The organism is Marinifilum fragile JCM 15579 (genome assembly GCF_001310955.1).
Classification (GTDB): Bacteria; Bacteroidota; Bacteroidia; order Bacteroidales; family Marinifilaceae; genus Marinifilum; species Marinifilum fragile.
In genome coordinates, this window is the sequence record NZ_BAZX01000047.1 from 1 (window position 1) to 16349 (window position 16349).

Annotated in this window: 17 protein-coding genes and 2 pseudogenes; 2 read left to right on the plus strand and 17 right to left on the minus strand. The window is 34.6% G+C overall.

Annotated features, from left to right (window positions below):
* Window positions 1-544, plus strand: a 544-nt coding sequence (locus JCM15579_RS19145) for a glycoside hydrolase family 130 protein (RefSeq protein WP_506256067.1), incomplete at its 5' end; no start/stop codon positions are given.
* Between the two features lie 7 nt (window positions 545-551).
* The gene (locus JCM15579_RS19150) at window positions 552-1712 is read left to right on the plus strand and encodes a glycosyltransferase (RefSeq protein ID WP_054722801.1); all 1161 of its coding nucleotides are present in this window, start codon (window positions 552-554) and stop codon (window positions 1710-1712) included.
* Here the strand turns inward: JCM15579_RS19150 and JCM15579_RS19155 are convergent.
* The 17 genes and pseudogenes from JCM15579_RS19155 to JCM15579_RS22090 form a co-directional block, all read right to left on the minus strand.
* A complete protein-coding gene (locus tag JCM15579_RS19155) occupies window positions 1709-3196 on the minus strand; it encodes a glycoside hydrolase family 130 protein (protein WP_054722803.1) in 1488 nt (495 codons plus the stop codon). The two genes, JCM15579_RS19150 and JCM15579_RS19155, sit on opposite strands and share 4 nt — an antisense overlap.
* Window positions 3197-3269: 73 nt before the next feature.
* The gene (locus JCM15579_RS19160) at window positions 3270-3875 is read right to left on the minus strand and encodes a trimeric intracellular cation channel family protein (RefSeq protein WP_054722805.1); all 606 of its coding nucleotides are present in this window, start codon (window positions 3873-3875) and stop codon (window positions 3270-3272) included.
* Between the two features lie 138 nt (window positions 3876-4013).
* Window positions 4014-5132, minus strand: coding sequence for a phosphate acyltransferase (locus JCM15579_RS21035; RefSeq protein WP_218186247.1), 1119 nt, complete (start codon window positions 5130-5132; stop codon window positions 4014-4016).
* A complete protein-coding gene (locus JCM15579_RS21040; protein WP_218186248.1) occupies window positions 5021-6022 on the minus strand; it encodes a malic enzyme-like NAD(P)-binding protein in 1002 nt (333 codons plus the stop codon). The genes JCM15579_RS21035 and JCM15579_RS21040 overlap by 112 nt, the downstream gene beginning before the upstream one ends.
* A 49-nt stretch (window positions 6023-6071) precedes the next feature.
* Window positions 6072-6272 carry a hypothetical protein gene (locus JCM15579_RS21045; protein WP_218186249.1) on the minus strand — a complete coding sequence of 67 codons (201 nt, stop codon included), beginning with the start codon at window positions 6270-6272 and terminating at the stop codon, window positions 6072-6074.
* A 211-nt stretch (window positions 6273-6483) separates the two neighbouring features.
* Entirely contained in the window at window positions 6484-6930 is a 447-nt protein-coding gene (locus JCM15579_RS19170) for a hypothetical protein (RefSeq protein WP_157471566.1), read from the minus strand.
* Between the two features lie 97 nt (window positions 6931-7027).
* Window positions 7028-7708, minus strand: coding sequence for a tetratricopeptide repeat protein (locus JCM15579_RS19175; RefSeq protein WP_054722809.1), 681 nt, complete (start codon window positions 7706-7708; stop codon window positions 7028-7030).
* A 104-nt stretch (window positions 7709-7812) separates the two neighbouring features.
* Window positions 7813-8682 (minus strand): glucosaminidase domain-containing protein, encoded by an 870-nt coding sequence (locus tag JCM15579_RS19180; protein ID WP_054722811.1) that lies wholly within the window; start codon window positions 8680-8682, stop codon window positions 7813-7815.
* A gap of 532 nt (window positions 8683-9214) precedes the next feature.
* Complete coding sequence (cobC, locus tag JCM15579_RS19185) at window positions 9215-9745, minus strand: alpha-ribazole phosphatase (RefSeq protein WP_054722813.1); 531 nt, start codon at window positions 9743-9745, stop codon at window positions 9215-9217.
* 9 nt (window positions 9746-9754) lie between these two features.
* Window positions 9755-10510, minus strand: a complete 756-nt coding sequence (locus JCM15579_RS19190) for an adenosylcobinamide-GDP ribazoletransferase (protein ID WP_054722815.1) — start codon at window positions 10508-10510, stop codon at window positions 9755-9757.
* A 26-nt stretch (window positions 10511-10536) separates the two neighbouring features.
* A pseudogene (gene cobT, locus JCM15579_RS19195) lies at window positions 10537-11584 on the minus strand (nicotinate-nucleotide--dimethylbenzimidazole phosphoribosyltransferase).
* A gap of 23 nt (window positions 11585-11607) precedes the next feature.
* Window positions 11608-12653: pseudogene (gene cobT, locus JCM15579_RS19200) on the minus strand (nicotinate-nucleotide--dimethylbenzimidazole phosphoribosyltransferase).
* A 3-nt stretch (window positions 12654-12656) separates the two neighbouring features.
* A complete protein-coding gene (locus JCM15579_RS19205; RefSeq protein ID WP_054722816.1) occupies window positions 12657-13805 on the minus strand; it encodes a BPL-N domain-containing protein in 1149 nt (382 codons plus the stop codon).
* Window positions 13806-13823: 18 nt separating this feature from the next.
* Window positions 13824-14339: a bifunctional adenosylcobinamide kinase/adenosylcobinamide-phosphate guanylyltransferase gene (locus tag JCM15579_RS19210; protein ID WP_054722818.1), complete on the minus strand. Its 516-nt coding sequence runs from the start codon at window positions 14337-14339 to the stop codon at window positions 13824-13826.
* Between the two features lie 87 nt (window positions 14340-14426).
* Window positions 14427-15374: an adenosylcobinamide-phosphate synthase CbiB gene (cbiB, locus tag JCM15579_RS19215; protein WP_054722820.1), complete on the minus strand. Its 948-nt coding sequence runs from the start codon at window positions 15372-15374 to the stop codon at window positions 14427-14429.
* On the minus strand, window positions 15350-15877 hold the full coding sequence (locus tag JCM15579_RS22085) for an aminotransferase class I/II-fold pyridoxal phosphate-dependent enzyme (RefSeq protein ID WP_083464777.1): 528 nt from the start codon (window positions 15875-15877) through the stop codon (window positions 15350-15352). The genes cbiB and JCM15579_RS22085 overlap by 25 nt, the downstream gene beginning before the upstream one ends.
* Complete coding sequence (locus tag JCM15579_RS22090; protein WP_083464778.1) at window positions 15874-16329, minus strand: aminotransferase class I/II-fold pyridoxal phosphate-dependent enzyme; 456 nt, start codon at window positions 16327-16329, stop codon at window positions 15874-15876. The genes JCM15579_RS22085 and JCM15579_RS22090 overlap by 4 nt, the downstream gene beginning before the upstream one ends.
* Window positions 16330-16349: the final 20 nt, after the last annotated feature.

Below are 16349 nucleotides of genomic sequence, written 5' to 3' on the forward strand. Positions count from 1 at the left end.
ATTTATAAATGTTGAAAAACTGGGAATTGTCTTCCCTCCTTTAAACAAGGATGTGGCATTTTTTCCTGAAAAAGTGAATGGAAAATATGCAGCAATTCATCGCCCGGATAATAAGGGGTTTGGATTGCCTTCTATTTGGTACGCCACTTCTCCTGATATGATGAATTGGGGAGAACATATTTGTTTGTTACGTCCTGATGGTTCAAAAACTGAACAACAAAAAATTGGCGCTGGTTCCTCTCCTATTAAAACCGATGAAGGTTGGTTGGTAATTTATCATGCTAAAGGAGAAGAAAGTGTTTACTCCTTAAAATTACTGCTTCTTGATCTTCATGATCCTACTAAAATATTAAAGAAAGTAGATGCTCCTGTATTGATTCCGGAAATGGAATATGAGAAAAATGGCTTTTTCCCTAATGTTGTTTTTACAAATGGCTTAGTGGAGAAAGATAATGGAGAATTGTGGATTTATTATGGCGCTTGTGATGAGACGGTTTGTCTTGCAATTACAAGTGTACAAGATCTTTTAAAACATTTTAATTAAGCCTATTATGAGAATTGCATATGTTTCAACTTATCCACCTACTGAGTGTGGAATTGCAACTTACACACAATATTTAAGTGATTCTGTAAGTGCCAAAGGAAAAGAAATTAGAATATTGGCTCAAATTGGAGCAAAGGGAAATAATGTATTTGAGGTATATACACCACAAGACCAGGACATTGCTTCCAAATTATTCTTTCATGTAGAAAGATTAACTCCTGATATTGTTCAAATTGAACATGAGTTTGGCTTATTTGGAGATCAGCGTGGTGTTCAGATAGTAGAGTTTTTAATTCGCTGTAATTTAGCGGATACACCTGTTGTTGTAACATTGCATACTATTTTTGAAGATCTTAAATATCAAGAAAAATTAATCGTTCAACATATTTTAAATTTGAGCAGTGCTATAATTGTTCATGAAAACTTTCAGAAAGATATTCTTTTGGAGAACTATGATTGTCCTAAACCAATACTTGTTATTCCACATGGAGTGCGTGAAGTAAAGAGAATTGATAATGCAAAGGCATTGCTTGGATTAGAAGGCAAACAAGTACTTTTATTAGCAGGCTATATGAGATCTACTAAAAACTTTGAGAAAATTATAGAATTACTACCACGTTTAGTTGAAAAGAATAAAGATTTAATTTTGCTAATGGCTTCCAGAAGTAGAATTAATGAGCATTCAGAATATAAAGACCACTTGTATAAATTACTGAACAAGCCAGAAATTAAGAAACATGTTAAAATCATTTATGGTAAATTTCCACAATTTACTTTGGATACAATTTTGAGTGCTGCTGATGTTATGACTCTTCCTTATCTTAAGGGAGCTCAAAGTGGTGTATTGGCCCAGGCATCAGCTTTGTTGCTGCCAGTAGTAACATCCGAATTAATGAGTTTCAAAAACTGGATAGAAGAAGTCAAAGGAGGATTTTATGCTTCAAATGATGATGAATATGTAAATCATATCACCAATTTGCTGCAAGATGATGACTTAAGGATTGAATTTCAGGAGAATATCAGGATTAATAATGAGAAAATTAATTGGACCCAAATTGCCAATAGACATATTGAATTGTATCAAAATCTTTTGGTACCGCCAATTGAAGGTGCACAATTCTATTATAGGCCAGAACAATTGGATTTAAGCAGAAAAATAGTGCATTAATAATAAATCATCTTATCAAACAATTCCTTTACTTTAAGGGATGCAATTCCAGAGCGTGAATCAGACATTGCATATGGAAGGATTAGCATGTTATTGTGAATAATTGCGCCACATGAATACACAACGTTAGGCACATAACCGTTTCTTTCTTGTTCGTTAGGAATTAAAAATGGATCCTTTAATAATCCGATAACTTTTGTTGGATCTTCAAGGTCAAGCAGAATAGCACTTATGGTGTAGGTTCGAACAGGACCTACTCCATGGATTAGAAGAAGCCAGCCTTTTTCGGTTTCAAGGGGAGAACCACAGTTGCCAATTTGGAAAAATTCCCAATAAAAAGCCGGAGGTTTCAATAGAATGGGATTTTCCCAATATTTTATATTGTCAGAAAACATGATGTACAGGTTTTCATTATCATTTCTTGAAATGGTTGCATATTTGCCATTTATCTTTCTTGGAAATAAGGCCATGCCTTTACCTTTCGACCCTTCACCCAAAAGGACAGATACTTTAAAATGACAAAAATCAATAGTTTCTATTAATTGTGGTAAAGCTGTAAATCCATTGTATGCTGTATATGTTGCATAGTAAACATGTTTTCCCGTTCCATTACCATTTTTAAATAATACAAACCTGGCATCTTCAACTCCTTTGATTTCATTATTTGAAACTGGGAAAATTACTCGTGCGCTAATATCCAACTCTGGTGAAAATTTGATCTCATAATTAGCGTTGGCTAACCACAGTAAGGTATCTATAGCCTCTTCGCTACTTCTTCCAATTTTTTTATGCTTTATATCCTTCATTTTTCTGAAGATTTGAATGGCTTCCTCTAGTTCATCAAATGTGAATTCATCCAACAGATTGTCCAATATTTTTGATACCAAATCATAAGTACCAATTTCTTTTAACTTCAGGCAAAAATCACTTTTTAGATATATGGAATTAGGAGTTCGGTTTACCCGTTCAACCAAAGCACTGCTTTTTTGAACCAGTAATTCACCATTGGATCTAATTACCCCTCGTCTAAAGACAATTGAAGAAATATGTCCTTCTCCTACAGCTCTGAAGCTTAATAGAACCTTTAATCTACCTGATTCAGAATCGATAGCCTCAGGGTGAATAACAATGGATGGATTAAAAAGCGCAGCGGATTCAATGGAATATTCCATGGTGAAATAAGAACCAATTAATAGCTTTTGTTCCAGGCTAAAGTTATTTTCGAATTCTGTTGTTTTAATAATTTTGTCGAAATTGTCCTTAAAAATTCTCTTTATATTGCGATGGCGCTTGGAAAAATTTTTTAAGGTCTGATCTAAAATTTTTTTTGCCTCCTCTTCAGACAAAAGGAAAATGCGTTCAAAAATGTTCTCAATACGCTTGCTGTTCCCTGGCGTAAAAAAATGAGTTACCACCCTGGAATCATCTGGAGTAAAATGAAGAACTTGTTTGTTTATGGAAATTTTTCTCTCTCTATTAGCCATTTGAATCCTTTTTAACGAGCTTACTAAATATACGAAATTTCGGCTCGTTAAAGAAAAAGGAATGGCTTATTAGCTAGTATTTTAATACAGGCAATGAGATTTTAAACTTGATACATAGCAATCTGAAAAGTATAATGCAAGAAATGGTAAGGAACTGATTTAATGCAGAATTAATTCCTAACGAGTTTAATAAAATGAATAGCACTCCACCTGCAAGACATGCAGTAGCATAAATTTCTTTTCTGAAAATTAATGGAATATCGTTACATAAGGTATCTCGAATTACACCACCCATGACAGCAGAGAATAAACCCATTATAATTGCCAGAAATGGATGAATTCCCAAGTTCAATGATTTTTCAATCCCTATAATTGTAAAAACGCCAATTCCTATCGTATCAAAAAGAAATAATGTACGTTTTAAGGTCATGATTGTATTTTTGAAAAGAAAAGTAAGAACTACCCCCAAACTAATAATCACGATATAATTTAAATCACTAATCCAGGCAACTGGGAAGTTACCTAAAACCACATCTCTTAGCGTACCACCGCCAATGGCTGTAATAAATCCAGTAAAGTAAGCCCCAAATAAATCAAGCTTTTTATTTGCCGCAGACAATGTTCCACTTATGGCAAATACTAGCGTCCCAATAAGGTCCAGAATATATATTACACTCATGATTTAAATTTTTTGCAAAAATAGAAAGTCCAATGATATAACAATACCAATTGTCAATTAAAATGTGTCTTCTTAATTAAAAAAGAAAAAGGATGGAATTAACTTCCATCCTTTTCATATCTGAATTAATTTTAAAGCTTATCCTTGTGCATCAACTACCGCTATGGCCGTCATGTTAATGATTTCTCTTACAGAACATCCCATTGGTACTATATGGAAAGGTTTTGCTGTTCCCAACAAAATAGGGCCAATATTTTCCAAACCACCAAGATCTTGCATTAGCTTGTAAGCAATATTTCCGGAGCTAAGATTTGGGAAAATGATTGTATTCACATCTTTTCCTTTGATTTTGTTAAAAGCAAAGGTTTCATCTCTCAGCTTTTTATCAAGAGCAAAGTTTAATTGCATTTCACCATCCACTGGCAATTCAGGATGATTTTCATGCAGATATTCAATTGCTTTATTGGCTCTTACCGGACTACCTTTTCTTACCGAACCAAAGTTTGAGTATGATACCATGGCCATAACCGGATCAACATTGAATGTTTTTAATGCTCTAGCGGTACTTAATGTTGTATCAACCAACGATTCAGGTGTTGGTTCAGAATTTACCGTTGTATCAGAGAAGAAAAGAGGTCCTTTCTTGGTCATGATAATGTTCATTCCCACAAGAGTTTTCATTCCTTCTTCAATTCCAATAACTTTGCTGGCAATTTTAAGAGCTTCGAAATATCTGGTTGCATATCCTGAAATAAATGCATCTGCATCGCCATTTTCAACCATCATGGCACCGAAATAATTTCGGTCGTACATTTTCTCAGCTGCTTCCTTATGAGTTAAACCTTTACGGCCTCGTTTCTCACATAAAATATTGGCGTAACAATCTCTTCTATTTCTTTCAGCTTCACTTCTAACATCAATAATATCGGCGCCAGTCAAATCCAATTCATTTTCTTCAACAATGCGCTTGATATTTTCTGCATTACCTAGAATAATTGGCTTTGCAATTCCTTCATGCAATGCAATTTGTGCAGCTTTAAGAACATTAAAGTTATTACCTTCGGCAAATACAACACGTTTTGGGAATCTTTTAGCTTTGTTGAATACTGTTCTCAGTAACTCATTTTCAGTTCCCAACCTTTGCTTCAACTCTTCAGCGTAGGCATCCCAATCGGTAATTTCTTTTTGTGCAACACCTGATTCAACAGCAGCTTTTGCAACTGCAATGGAAACACTTGAAACCAATCTAGGATCCAATGCTTTAGGGATAATATAATGTCTGCCAAATACAATATTGGTTCATCGTAAGCTGTATGTACTGACTCAGGAACAGGTTCTTTTGCCAATTTGGCAATGGCATGAACCGAAGCGATTTTCATTTCTTCGTTAATAGCTGTAGCCCTAACATCAAGTGCTCCTCGGAAAATATAAGGGAAACCTAATACATTGTTGATTTGATTAGGATAATCGGAACGACCCGTTGCTACAATGACATCTTTACGAGCATCGAAAGCATCATTGTATGAAATTTCAGGATCAGGATTTGCCAATGCAAATACAACAGGATTTTCAGCCATTGAAAGAACCATTTCTTTACTCATGATTCCACCAACTGATAAACCTAAAAATACATCGGCACCTACCAAAGCTTGTTCAAGAGTATCAATGTCTTGAGTTGTCATGAACTGTTTTTTCTGCTTGTTCAAGTCGGTGCGTTTGGTGTTGATAACACCACGACTATCGCACATGATTACATTTTCAGGTTTTACCCCTAATGAAATGTAAAGTTTGGTACAAGATATTGCGGCAGCTCCTGCTCCATTTACCACCACTTTTACATCTTCAATTTTCTTATTTCCCAGTTCAAGAGCATTTAATAAACCTGCAGCAGAAATAATAGCAGTACCATGCTGATCGTCATGCATTACAGGGATATCAAGTTCCTTTTTTAATCTTTCTTCAATCTCGAAACATTCAGGAGCTTTTATATCCTCAAGGTTAATACCTCCAAAGGTTGGAGCAATTGCTTTAACGGTTTCAACAAATTTATCAACATCAGTTGCATCAACTTCGATGTCGAAAACATCTATATCTGCAAATATCTTAAACAACAGACCTTTACCTTCCATAACCGGTTTTCCAGCCAATGCTCCAATATTACCTAACCTAGAACTGCAGTTCCGTTAGAAATTACTGCTACAAGATTTCCTTTACCTGTGTAACGATAAGCATCTGCAGCGTTTTTTTCAATTTCAAGACATGGTTCAGCAACACCAGGACTATAGCTAAAGCCAGATCTCGTTGAGTTCGGTATGGTTTTGTTGGAATCACCTCAATTTTACCAGGACGTCCTTCGGCATGGTATCTTAAAGCATCTTTAGAACTAATCTTTGCCATTTGTTTGTTTTTCTTCGTGCAACATGCACGGTTAATAGTATTTTGTATGCTGCAAAGATGCTAATAAAAGAGCGTAAGAAATGTGGAGAAATTAGTTAAAAACAGTAATGAAATCAGTATCTTACTGAATTACTATTAATTAAGACTAGTGATAAATAAGAGAAATTTTTCTTGAATATGTAGGAATGGGAAAACTACCTTTTGTTTTTAATCAACAATGAGTGAGTAAACTTATTTTCAGCCAGGAATTTTTTGTCGTAGGTGTGGCAATTGCTTCCCAATCGACTAAAACAATTTTGCTTATTTTCCATTCACCGCTTTCCGATTTCTTCTTAAATAAGATTCTACCCAAAAGCATTCCTACTTTGGTTTTTTTCTTATTCTCACAAGTGGTTTGAATCACTTCTTTCCCCGATGGAGATTCGAAGTAAATATCAACTTTGTTTAGTCCTTGCAGAGAATAAGCTCTCAGTGAAAAATAAAGTGTTTCATCAGACTTACTAACATCAATAGATTTTTGAACAAAGTTTACGGAGTGTAAATTGAACTCTCCTTTCAAATCACTTTTGGCATAGGATGAAAATGGCAAAATACATACTACTAAGAGCAGAATGCCCTTGAAAAGAATTTTCTGAATGTAGTTGTAATTTAATCTCATCATGAATGGCATGAAAATACAATTTCCTATACGAAAGAATATAAAAAGGGATACTCAATTTTGAGTATCCCTTTTTATTTATATTATTTCTAAGAAATTACTTCACCAATCCTTTAATTGTTGCAATTAAATCTGAAGCTTCTTTTCTTCCTGGATTCATTTTTAATACATCATTTAATGTATTTGTTGATTTTTCAAAATATGATTTAGCTTTATCTTGATTTGCTGGCCAAAATTCAGCTCCTTTATTATAATACAACTGACCCAATGCTAAAAGCGCAGTTTCTTTATATTTAGATTCTATCCCTGCAGCTTTTTTATAAAGGTCTTCTGACTTTTCGAAATTATTTGCTTTTTGTGCAGAGCCAAAGTATTCTTTAGCCAAAGATGCTTTTAATTTCTTATTTTTTGTAGGACAAGCTTCAATACCTTTCTTCAATGTTGCAATCATTTCATCATTCTTCTTTTGCTTTTTCAAAGAATTTGATAAATACTGATATGAATTAAATTTCTTATAATCATTCTCAATTGACTGATTGAAATATTTTTCAGATTTTGCGTAATCTTTTGTTTTGTATGCAGCAACACCTAGGTTATAAACTACTGGCTTATCAACTGTGTCAATTGCAGCAACATAACTTTCCAAGTTTGTCAACGCTGTTTTGTAATCTTTAGATCTTAACGCATCATTACCAGCATTTTTGAATTCCTCGGCTGTTTGTGCAAATAAACTTGTTGCACAAAAACATACTGCAATAAATAAAATTAACTTTTTCATACTTTGAATTTTATGATTATTTGATTTTATATTTTTTCATCAAAACAAGCCTAAAAATAACGATTTCAGAGAAAAATCAAATAAAATTAACACAAAAATATTCTTCAATAAACACTGTTTAGAGGAAATTTATTTAATTGAGCCAATTCAATGGTTTCCTTTTGCAAGTACTTATCATCAATCGTGTAATTATCGTATTGAGTAAGCTTGTTGTTCTTTATTAGGCTATTGAGTTTCTTCGTGTAAGCCTCTCCAATCTCCGAATATCGATACAATAATGGCACCAGTTTACTAGGATCATTGGTATTTGATCTCTCCAATCTAAATTCCTTATATGCACGTACCCTGGCAATGGTCTGATAATAATCGTCTACCGATTCTTCTATACTGGAATATTTGCGTACATAAATATGTGTAGAATCCCTTCCAACCAATGCTTTAATTCTATTCTCTTCTTTGTTGTAGGACCATATGCCAAAAACATTATTTCCTTCCTGAAAGAATCTGGATGATCCCCAACCTGATTCCAAAGCAGCTTGACCAAGAACGATGCTTGCAGGGTGCGGTTTCAATCTTTTCTTTAATTCGGATATTTCGGAGCAATTGTACTGCTCGAACAACTGAAAAAGGAAAATACTATCGCTCTCGATGTAATTGGGATGTTGTGTTAGCCAGTTTTCAATGTGTTCTACTCTTCTTATTTTCTGATTTAAATTGTGTTGCGCAAGAAGAACAGAAGGCAATAACATTTCTATAAACTTCTGCTTTTTCTCGTTTACAGGAAGCTTTCTTAAGGAAATTACCTTGGTATAGATATAAGGAGTAATAAGGCTGTCAGCAAAGGCATGTACATCATCTTTGCTTTCGATTTCTGCATATTCCGGAGTAACCTTCTCATGCGTGAATACCACACGTTCTGTGCATGATATACACATTAAAAGCAAGCAAATCAAAGAAATAAACAGTTGTTTCATGTTGAATTATTGTTAATTCCAGTTTGCTAAAATACTATTTTATTTTTTGCTGGCAAATTTGAGATGCTTCCCTAAGTTAATTTGGAATGAATGTATCTGATCTTTTTTACCCCTTTTTAATAGGTATTTATGTAGAAAATCGGACTCTATTTTTAGGAAAATTTGCATTGGAAGCTTACAATGCATGTTCGACCATAAAAAAATGTGTATATCACTCTTGCACTGTATATTTTATTACAGAGGAATATACATCTCATGCATGCAAAGCTTATTTTACGCAAAAAAAATATACTTCACATGCTTGCAAAGTATGTTTCATTAGAAAAAAATGATTTATACATGCTTGCATTGTATATGGATTTACAAAAAAATATGCTTCCCATTCGTGCAAAGCATATTTTACCCAAAAACTACACTCTTTGCATGAGTGAGAAGTGTGTTTTTCATATAGTTATTAGTTTTTACCAAATAAAAAGCACACAAAAAAGCAGAACCAATAGGTTCTGCTTAATCTTATACTATTGAAAGAAGCTTATACATTTACTACAACTACCTCGCCAAATGCTGGTGTTGCGATATTAAATGAATCTTCCAGCTTGATGTTTTTTTCGATGGCCTGAATGGTTCGAATCACACCGCCATGAGTAAACACGGCAACCTTTTTGTGATCTTGTGCTTTCAATTCATTCCAGAATTCTAATACACGATCGCGAAGCATTACAAACGACTCACCATTAGAGCATTTAAGGTTTACAAAATCTTCCATCCATTTCTCAAGGAAAGGATCTTTAATTTCGTCCCAAACTTTTCCTTCCCAATCCCCAAAGTGCAACTCCATTAATCTAGCTTCCTCCTGGGCTTGATCAGGATAAATATCGTTGGCTAGTTTTTTCGCTCTTGAAAGAGGACTTGTATAGATTTTATCAAACTCCACTCCATCAAGATTTTTCTTGACAGTTTCCAATTCTTCAGGATATGTTTTGGCCAAATCAACATCTTTTTGTCCGTAGCAAACTCCTTGTTCTACTGCTACTGCGGTATGACGAATTAAATAGATTTCCATTTTGTAATATTAATAGTTTAAAAGTGATATATAAGATAGGTAGAAGACGATTTCGCAAACTTGTTGCGTTGCTCCAATGCAATCGCCTGTGTATCCGTTTATCCACTTGTTGTAATATCTTCCTAACAAGAACTTGCAAAGATATACAGGAATTATAATCAGGAAAAATTTAGCATTACCTAAAAGAGCCAAAGGTAAAATTCCTGTTAATATCATAAATATAAAATTACCAATGCTTAGTTTTTGTGAATAGTCTTTGGCTTTAGAATTCTCAACTCTTGCATATTGGTGCGTGTTTACCAAAGTAGCTGATGCCATTCGTGTTGTTGAGTGTGCAGCGATTAAAATCCAAGGCAATTGATTTGCAGATATGGAGAACTGACAATAAAATTTTGTCAATATCAGGAAGATGATTCCGGTAACGCCAAATGCACCAATTAACGAATCCTTCATGATTTCAAGGATTCTTTCTTTGGTCCAACCACCACCAAATCCATCGCAAACATCCATAAAACCATCTTCGTGTAATGCTCCGGTTAGCAATGCTGTGGCTACCATACTCAATATCACTGCCAAATTGAAAGGTAAAAGCAAGTTACTCAAATAAAATACTAAAGCCGCAACACCACCAATTAGCAAGCCAGCAATAGGAAAATATTTAATGGCTTCGTGCTGGTATTCCTTTTTAAAATCAGCCCATTTTGGAAATGGAATTCTTGTAAAAAAGGATAAACCTGTAAAGAAAATGTTGAGTTCGCGTTTCATATTTTTTCTAAGCTTTAGAACTGATGTTATTCATTAAGGACTTTATCGCTATTGCTTACGCCAGCATCCTCGAAACTAGCCATCTGATTCAGGAAGTTAACCGCTGATTCGATAATAGGATAAGCTACAGCAGCACCAGTTCCTTCGCCCAATCGCATGCCCAAATCTAAAATTGCATCGGCATTTAAATGTGCTAGCATGTGCTTGTGGCCATTTTCGTTCGATTTGTGAGTGAAAATACAATACTCCAATACTTTAGGATTTATTTTAGATGCAGCCAAAAGTGCTGAAGTGATGATAAATCCATCTACCATGATGATCATTTTCAGTTCGGCTGCCTTTAACATGGCACCAGCAATCATTACAATTTCAAATCCACCGAAGTGAGCGAATATATTTTCAATAGATGAGTCACCTTTATAGTTCTCAACGGCCGATTTCAAAATTTCATATTTTCTTTTCAAGCCTTCATCGTCCCATCCAGTACCTCGTCCAACGCATTCTTTTAAATCTACATCAGCCAATAAATGCAATAAAACAGCTGCAGAAGAGGTGTTTGCAATACCCATTTCACCAAATCCAATAATATTGGTTCCATCTTTGTGAGCTTGCTCTACCAAGTCAGCTCCCCTTTTAATGGTTAGTTGAAATTGTTCTGCAGTCATGGCTGCATCATTAAGGTATGATTTGGTTCCATGAGCAACTTTGGCATCAATTACATTCCATTCTTTGTCGAAATCGTAATTTACACCTGCATCAACAATTTTTATATCAATGCCATTCTGACGACCAAATACATTAATGGCAGCACCACCAGCCATAAAGTTGGCAACCATTTGCCAGGTTACCTCTTGCGGATAAGCTAACGCCATCTAATGCAATGCCATGATCTCCAGCAAAAACCATTATAGTTGGTTTATTTAATTCAGGAGATAAGGTATTTTGAATACAACCTATTTTAACAGCCAATTGTTCTAACATTCCTAATGAACCAATTGGTTTGGTTTTAAAATCAATTTTGTGTTGAAGTTGTTCTATCAACTCTTTGTTTGGAGTTTTTATATCGAAATTCATATGGATACTGATTTTAATCTGGTTTATATTTCTTCTTTTGCTTCGCTAACACCTGCATCCTGAAAGGAAGCCATTTCGTTCATGAATTGAGCTGCACTCTTTATTAAAGGATAGCAAACCATTGCTCCTGTTGCTTCTCCCAAGCGCATGCCAATGTCTAGAATTGGTTCGCCGCCAATGATATTCAGCATTTTAATGTGAGCCTGTTCATTTGATTTGTGTGCAAATAAGCAGTAATCCTTTACTTTAGGGTTGATTTTAAATGCAGCCAGTAATGCCGATGTAATTATGAACCATCAATTAAAAGTGTCATTTTAAGTTCGGCGGCTTTTAACATGGCCCCAACAATCATCACAATTTCAAATCCTCCAAAGTGAGTAAGCACATCAATTGGATCATTGGATTTGTTATATTTTAAAAGCCCTTCGTTTAAAAGATCGAATTTACTTTTTACACCTTCCTTATCTAATCCAGTACCTCTGCCAACACATTCCTCCAAAGAAATATCTCCTAAAAGGCTAAGTATTAGTGAAGCTGATGAAGTATTTCCGATTCCTTTTTCACCGAAAATAATGAAATTACAACTTTTTTGGTGAATTTCTTCAATTACTTTGGCACCTCGTTTAATTCCTTCGAGGCATTGTTCTTTGGTCATAGCTGGTTCCAATCGGTAATTTTTAGTACCGTAGGCCAACTTTCTGTTTATTATAGGAAGGCTTGGATCAAAATCATGATCAACACCCGCATCAACTACATTAAATTTGATACCGTGTTGCTTTGCAAATACAGTTGATGCTGCACCACCTTCCATATAATTGTATAGCATTTGGTAGCTAACAGATTTTGGATAAAAACTAACTCCATCATCAGCAATACCATGATCTCCAGCAAATACAACCACATTAGGATTGTTAATCTCAGGATTCAGGCTATTTTGAATTTTCCCTAATTGGAAAGCAATTTTTTCCAACATTCCTAACGAACCAATTGGTTTGGTTTTCGTATCAATCTTCTCCTGTAATTCTTTATTTAAGTTATCTGATAAAGAATCAATTTTAAATTCAATCATCTGTTAATTTCTATTTTTACCAAGAATATTTTTTAATTCAGTTAAGCTTTTTTTCAACTGAATTTTACAGTCATCGTTTGTTTCATTAGCGAAGGCTACTTCCAAATCCGCTAATGCATCTGTTCTTTCTAATTTTACCAATGCAATTGAAGCTTTGCTTCTTACATCAGCATCTTTATCGCGCAATAATCCAGGAATCCATTTTTTAGAAGACCAACAAGCCAATTCAATTACCTTATCAATTGCTTCCAATTTCTCTTCTTTTGATCCTGAAAGGTTATTGTAGTATTTTGATTGAAGATCCTGAATCTCTTTGGTATAAATAATTTCCTTCTTGAAGAAATCAGGACGCACTACAGACTTAGGATATTTTACCATTTCGCTATTTGTAGCCCAACGAACAATACGAGGAAGCATCCAACGCATTCCAGGAGTACATTCAGGGTGACCAACAAATGAAGCCACTTTTCCTTTTCCAACTGTGTTGGCTACTATAAATGGTCTGTTGTTAGTCATGTTTGCAGGTGTTCCTTCAACTGTGTGAACATCAGACAACATGATTCCCAATGATCCTTCTTCAATTTCATCTTCAGCAGAAACCAAAACCGGTCCTTCGTAATACTGACAAAAAGAAATTTCACGATCTTTTAATTCTGGAAAGATTTTCTCTCCTTCTTCAGATAAAGAGAATTTTGCCAATCCATGTCCACGATGATCATGCTCAATATCAATGGCTTTATAGCCAGTAAGATTTAAGCTTGGATAGTTTGGAGTATTGGTCATGATGTATGCTCCAGCACAAATACCAACAATAGCTATACCTTTATCTTTTACCAAAGAAACAACTCGTTCAATACCAGTTTCTCCAAGACTCATGGTTTCGCTTCTGCCACTTCCACCAGGGAATACAATTGCATCAAAATCAAGAATTTCATCAGATACAATCTGACTTGCACGAATCACTTCACAATCAATTTTTGGATCTATTTTTAAAGCTTCAACTGCATCGGCAATACACCATGGGCTATCGCCATTTTTGTCGAATACGCCAACCTTAATCCTTTTCTCGGCTTTTGTAGGAACTCTTTTACAAGAGAATGTAGTAAATAAAAGAGCAATTAATAGTGCTCCAATTGTAAGGAGTTTGTTCATGTTAGTTTAGTTAGTGGTTTATTTTAGTGTGTTCTTTATTTCAAGTGGAATTCCCGATATAACCATGCTAACAATATCAGCCTTAGCTGCAATATATTGGTTAATGGTTCCTTGGATGTCATTAAAGCGCATTGCCATTTCATTACCAGGATGACCACCCAAGCCTAACTCATTCGTTACAATAATCCAATCACAATCCTTTGAGAATATTTTGTCCAGCTCTTCTTTGGCCTGAGCTATTGTTTTATCGTCATCCTCTCCATTATCGAAGAAAAAATTATTGAGCCAAAGTGTAATGCAGTCAAGTAAGATGACTCTATTATTTACATCATGCTGACTTAAGAACTTTTCTTCTTCGATGTTGCTCCATTGAGATCCCCGGCGAGTTTTATGAGCTTCAATTCTTTTTCTATGATTATCATCCCAAACCCGTGACGTGGCCATATATACAGGATTTGGAGTTTTACTTAAGATCAATTTTTCTGCGAATTCGCTTTTTCCAGATCTTTGCCCTCCCGTAATTAAATGAATCATAGCTAAATTTAAGTGTTATATATAAGAATTATTTGTTATGGTGAATTTACGAATTTATAAGTCTGGCAAGAATATTTTTTCCCTTTTTTAAAACAGGCTATTCCATGGTAAATAGCATGCAATAATAATTAGGATGCTAACAAAACATACAGCATGGTTTATGTATCTGATTTTATTGATTTCCTCATTTTTCAAAGGTCGATCATTCTCACCAATATAAGGTTTATCAACGCTAACTCCACCATAATCATGGGGACCGCCAAATCGACAATTTAAAATGCCAGCCAATGCTGATTCAGGATATCCTGCATTAGGACTTGTATGTGCTTTCCCATATTTAAATATGAATTTAAGCCCGCGATAACTCAATGTAACAAAGGTCATTAAAAAGGCAGTAATTCTGGATGGGATAAAATTAACCACATCGTCCAAACGTGCTGCGAATCTACCAAATAATATGTACTTGTCATTTTTGTATCCAATCATGGAATCCATGGTGTTAATCATTTTGTAGCACATCATGCCAGGAATTCCACCAATTGCATAGTAAAAGAGAGGAGCAACAACACCGTCTGATAAATTCTCTGATAAGGTCTCGAATACAGCTAAGCGAATTTCTTGCTCAGTTAATTGGGATGTATCTCGCCCAACAATCCAGGATAGTCTTTTACGTCCGGCTTCTAATCCCATGCTATTTAAATGGTAAAAGACTTCAATTCCTTCTTGCAGAAGGCTTTTGTTGGCCAATCCATAAAATACAAATACCGATGTAAAAACAATGTACGCGTATTCATTAAGCTGTAGCAATAAATATGACGACAGGTAAAAAAGAGCAAATACTGATGATGCCAAAAACAAACACATCATTGCACCTTTAATCAATCTATTTTTTCCTTTGTTCAACCATTGGGTCAGAATAGAAATTGAATTTCCAAAACCAACTATAGGGTGAGGTAACTTCCTGGGATCTCCAAAAATTAGATCCAAAACATATCCAATAAGAAGAGGTATTATAATGTATTTAATTTGCTCCATTTTTGTAATGCATCAATTAGCAACTGATTTTTTTCTTCATTTAATGTTGCCACGCGAATATAAGAAGAATTTAGGCCACGAAAATTTTTAGCATCGCGAATCAGGATGCCAAATTCAGAAACCAGATAATTTTTTAGCTCTGTAGAGTCTCCTTTTTCTAGTTCGATCAAAAAATAGGAAGTTTTTGTTGGGTGAATTTTAATGCCTGAAATTTCCGCTAATTTTTTAGTGAATTTTTCCGTACTTGATTTATAGTGTTTTACAGGAGGCAAAACATCCGATTTGTGCTGAATTAGGTATTTTCCAGCCTCAATTGCGAGTGAATTTACCGTCCAGGGAGCCTTGTAGAATTCAATTTTCTGTACCAATACCTTGTTTGCGATCAAATATCCCAATCTCAGGCCGGGAATTGAGAAGTTTTTTGTGAGAGATTTAACGATGATTAGATTTTGATGTTTTTTGATTAAATCTATTGAAGATGAAATTACATCAGTGAAATCTATATAGCTTCATCCAATACAAAAACCGAATTTGGATGATTCTTTAATAAAATATCCAGATCTTTTTTTAATAAAATATCGCCTGTAGGATTATTCGGATTACAGATCCAAATCAAATCAGTATTGAAACTGGAAGAAGAGGACAAGTCTTTCCAGTTTATAAAATTCAGTTTGTGATTATTGATTTTACAGGCATCTTCATATTCTGAAAATGTAGGTATAATTACGGTTGAACTGCTGTTATTAAAGCATTGTGCAATTAAGTAAAAAGCTTCAGTTGCACCATTTACGGCCAACAACATGTCGGTTTCAACCTTTAGATCTTTAGCTAATACATTTATAAAACTTTCGGCAGATGCTTCAGGATAGGAGTCAATAGTATTCCAATTGTTAATTAGGTGTTGTTTTAATTCCTCTGAATAGCCACCATATCCATGTATGTTGGTTGCTGAAATTGGCTTTTATTTCTTTGTTT

What these genes read in the sequence shown, in the direction of transcription:
- cbiB (WP_054722820.1), bottom strand. Translation starts at nt 15,374, where the DNA reads ATGGAGCAAATTAAATACATTATAATACCTCTTCTTATTGGATATGTT.
- JCM15579_RS19190 (WP_054722815.1), bottom strand. Translation starts at nt 10,510, where the DNA reads ATGAAACGCGAACTCAACATTTTCTTTACAGGTTTATCCTTTTTTACA.
- JCM15579_RS19150 (WP_054722801.1), top strand. Translation starts at nt 552, where the DNA reads ATGAGAATTGCATATGTTTCAACTTATCCACCTACTGAGTGTGGAATT.
- JCM15579_RS19170 (WP_157471566.1), bottom strand. Translation starts at nt 6,930, where the DNA reads ATGAGATTAAATTACAACTACATTCAGAAAATTCTTTTCAAGGGCATT.
- JCM15579_RS19180 (WP_054722811.1), bottom strand. Translation starts at nt 8,682, where the DNA reads ATGAAACAACTGTTTATTTCTTTGATTTGCTTGCTTTTAATGTGTATA.
- JCM15579_RS19160 (WP_054722805.1), bottom strand. Translation starts at nt 3,875, where the DNA reads ATGAGTGTAATATATATTCTGGACCTTATTGGGACGCTAGTATTTGCC.
- JCM15579_RS19205 (WP_054722816.1), bottom strand. Translation starts at nt 13,805, where the DNA reads ATGAACAAACTCCTTACAATTGGAGCACTATTAATTGCTCTTTTATTT.
- JCM15579_RS19210 (WP_054722818.1), bottom strand. Translation starts at nt 14,339, where the DNA reads ATGATTCATTTAATTACGGGAGGGCAAAGATCTGGAAAAAGCGAATTC.
- JCM15579_RS19155 (WP_054722803.1), bottom strand. Translation starts at nt 3,196, where the DNA reads ATGGCTAATAGAGAGAGAAAAATTTCCATAAACAAACAAGTTCTTCAT.
- JCM15579_RS21045 (WP_218186249.1), bottom strand. Translation starts at nt 6,272, where the DNA reads ATGGCAAAGATTAGTTCTAAAGATGCTTTAAGATACCATGCCGAAGGA.
- JCM15579_RS19175 (WP_054722809.1), bottom strand. Translation starts at nt 7,708, where the DNA reads ATGAAAAAGTTAATTTTATTTATTGCAGTATGTTTTTGTGCAACAAGT.
- cobC (WP_054722813.1), bottom strand. Translation starts at nt 9,745, where the DNA reads ATGGAAATCTATTTAATTCGTCATACCGCAGTAGCAGTAGAACAAGGA.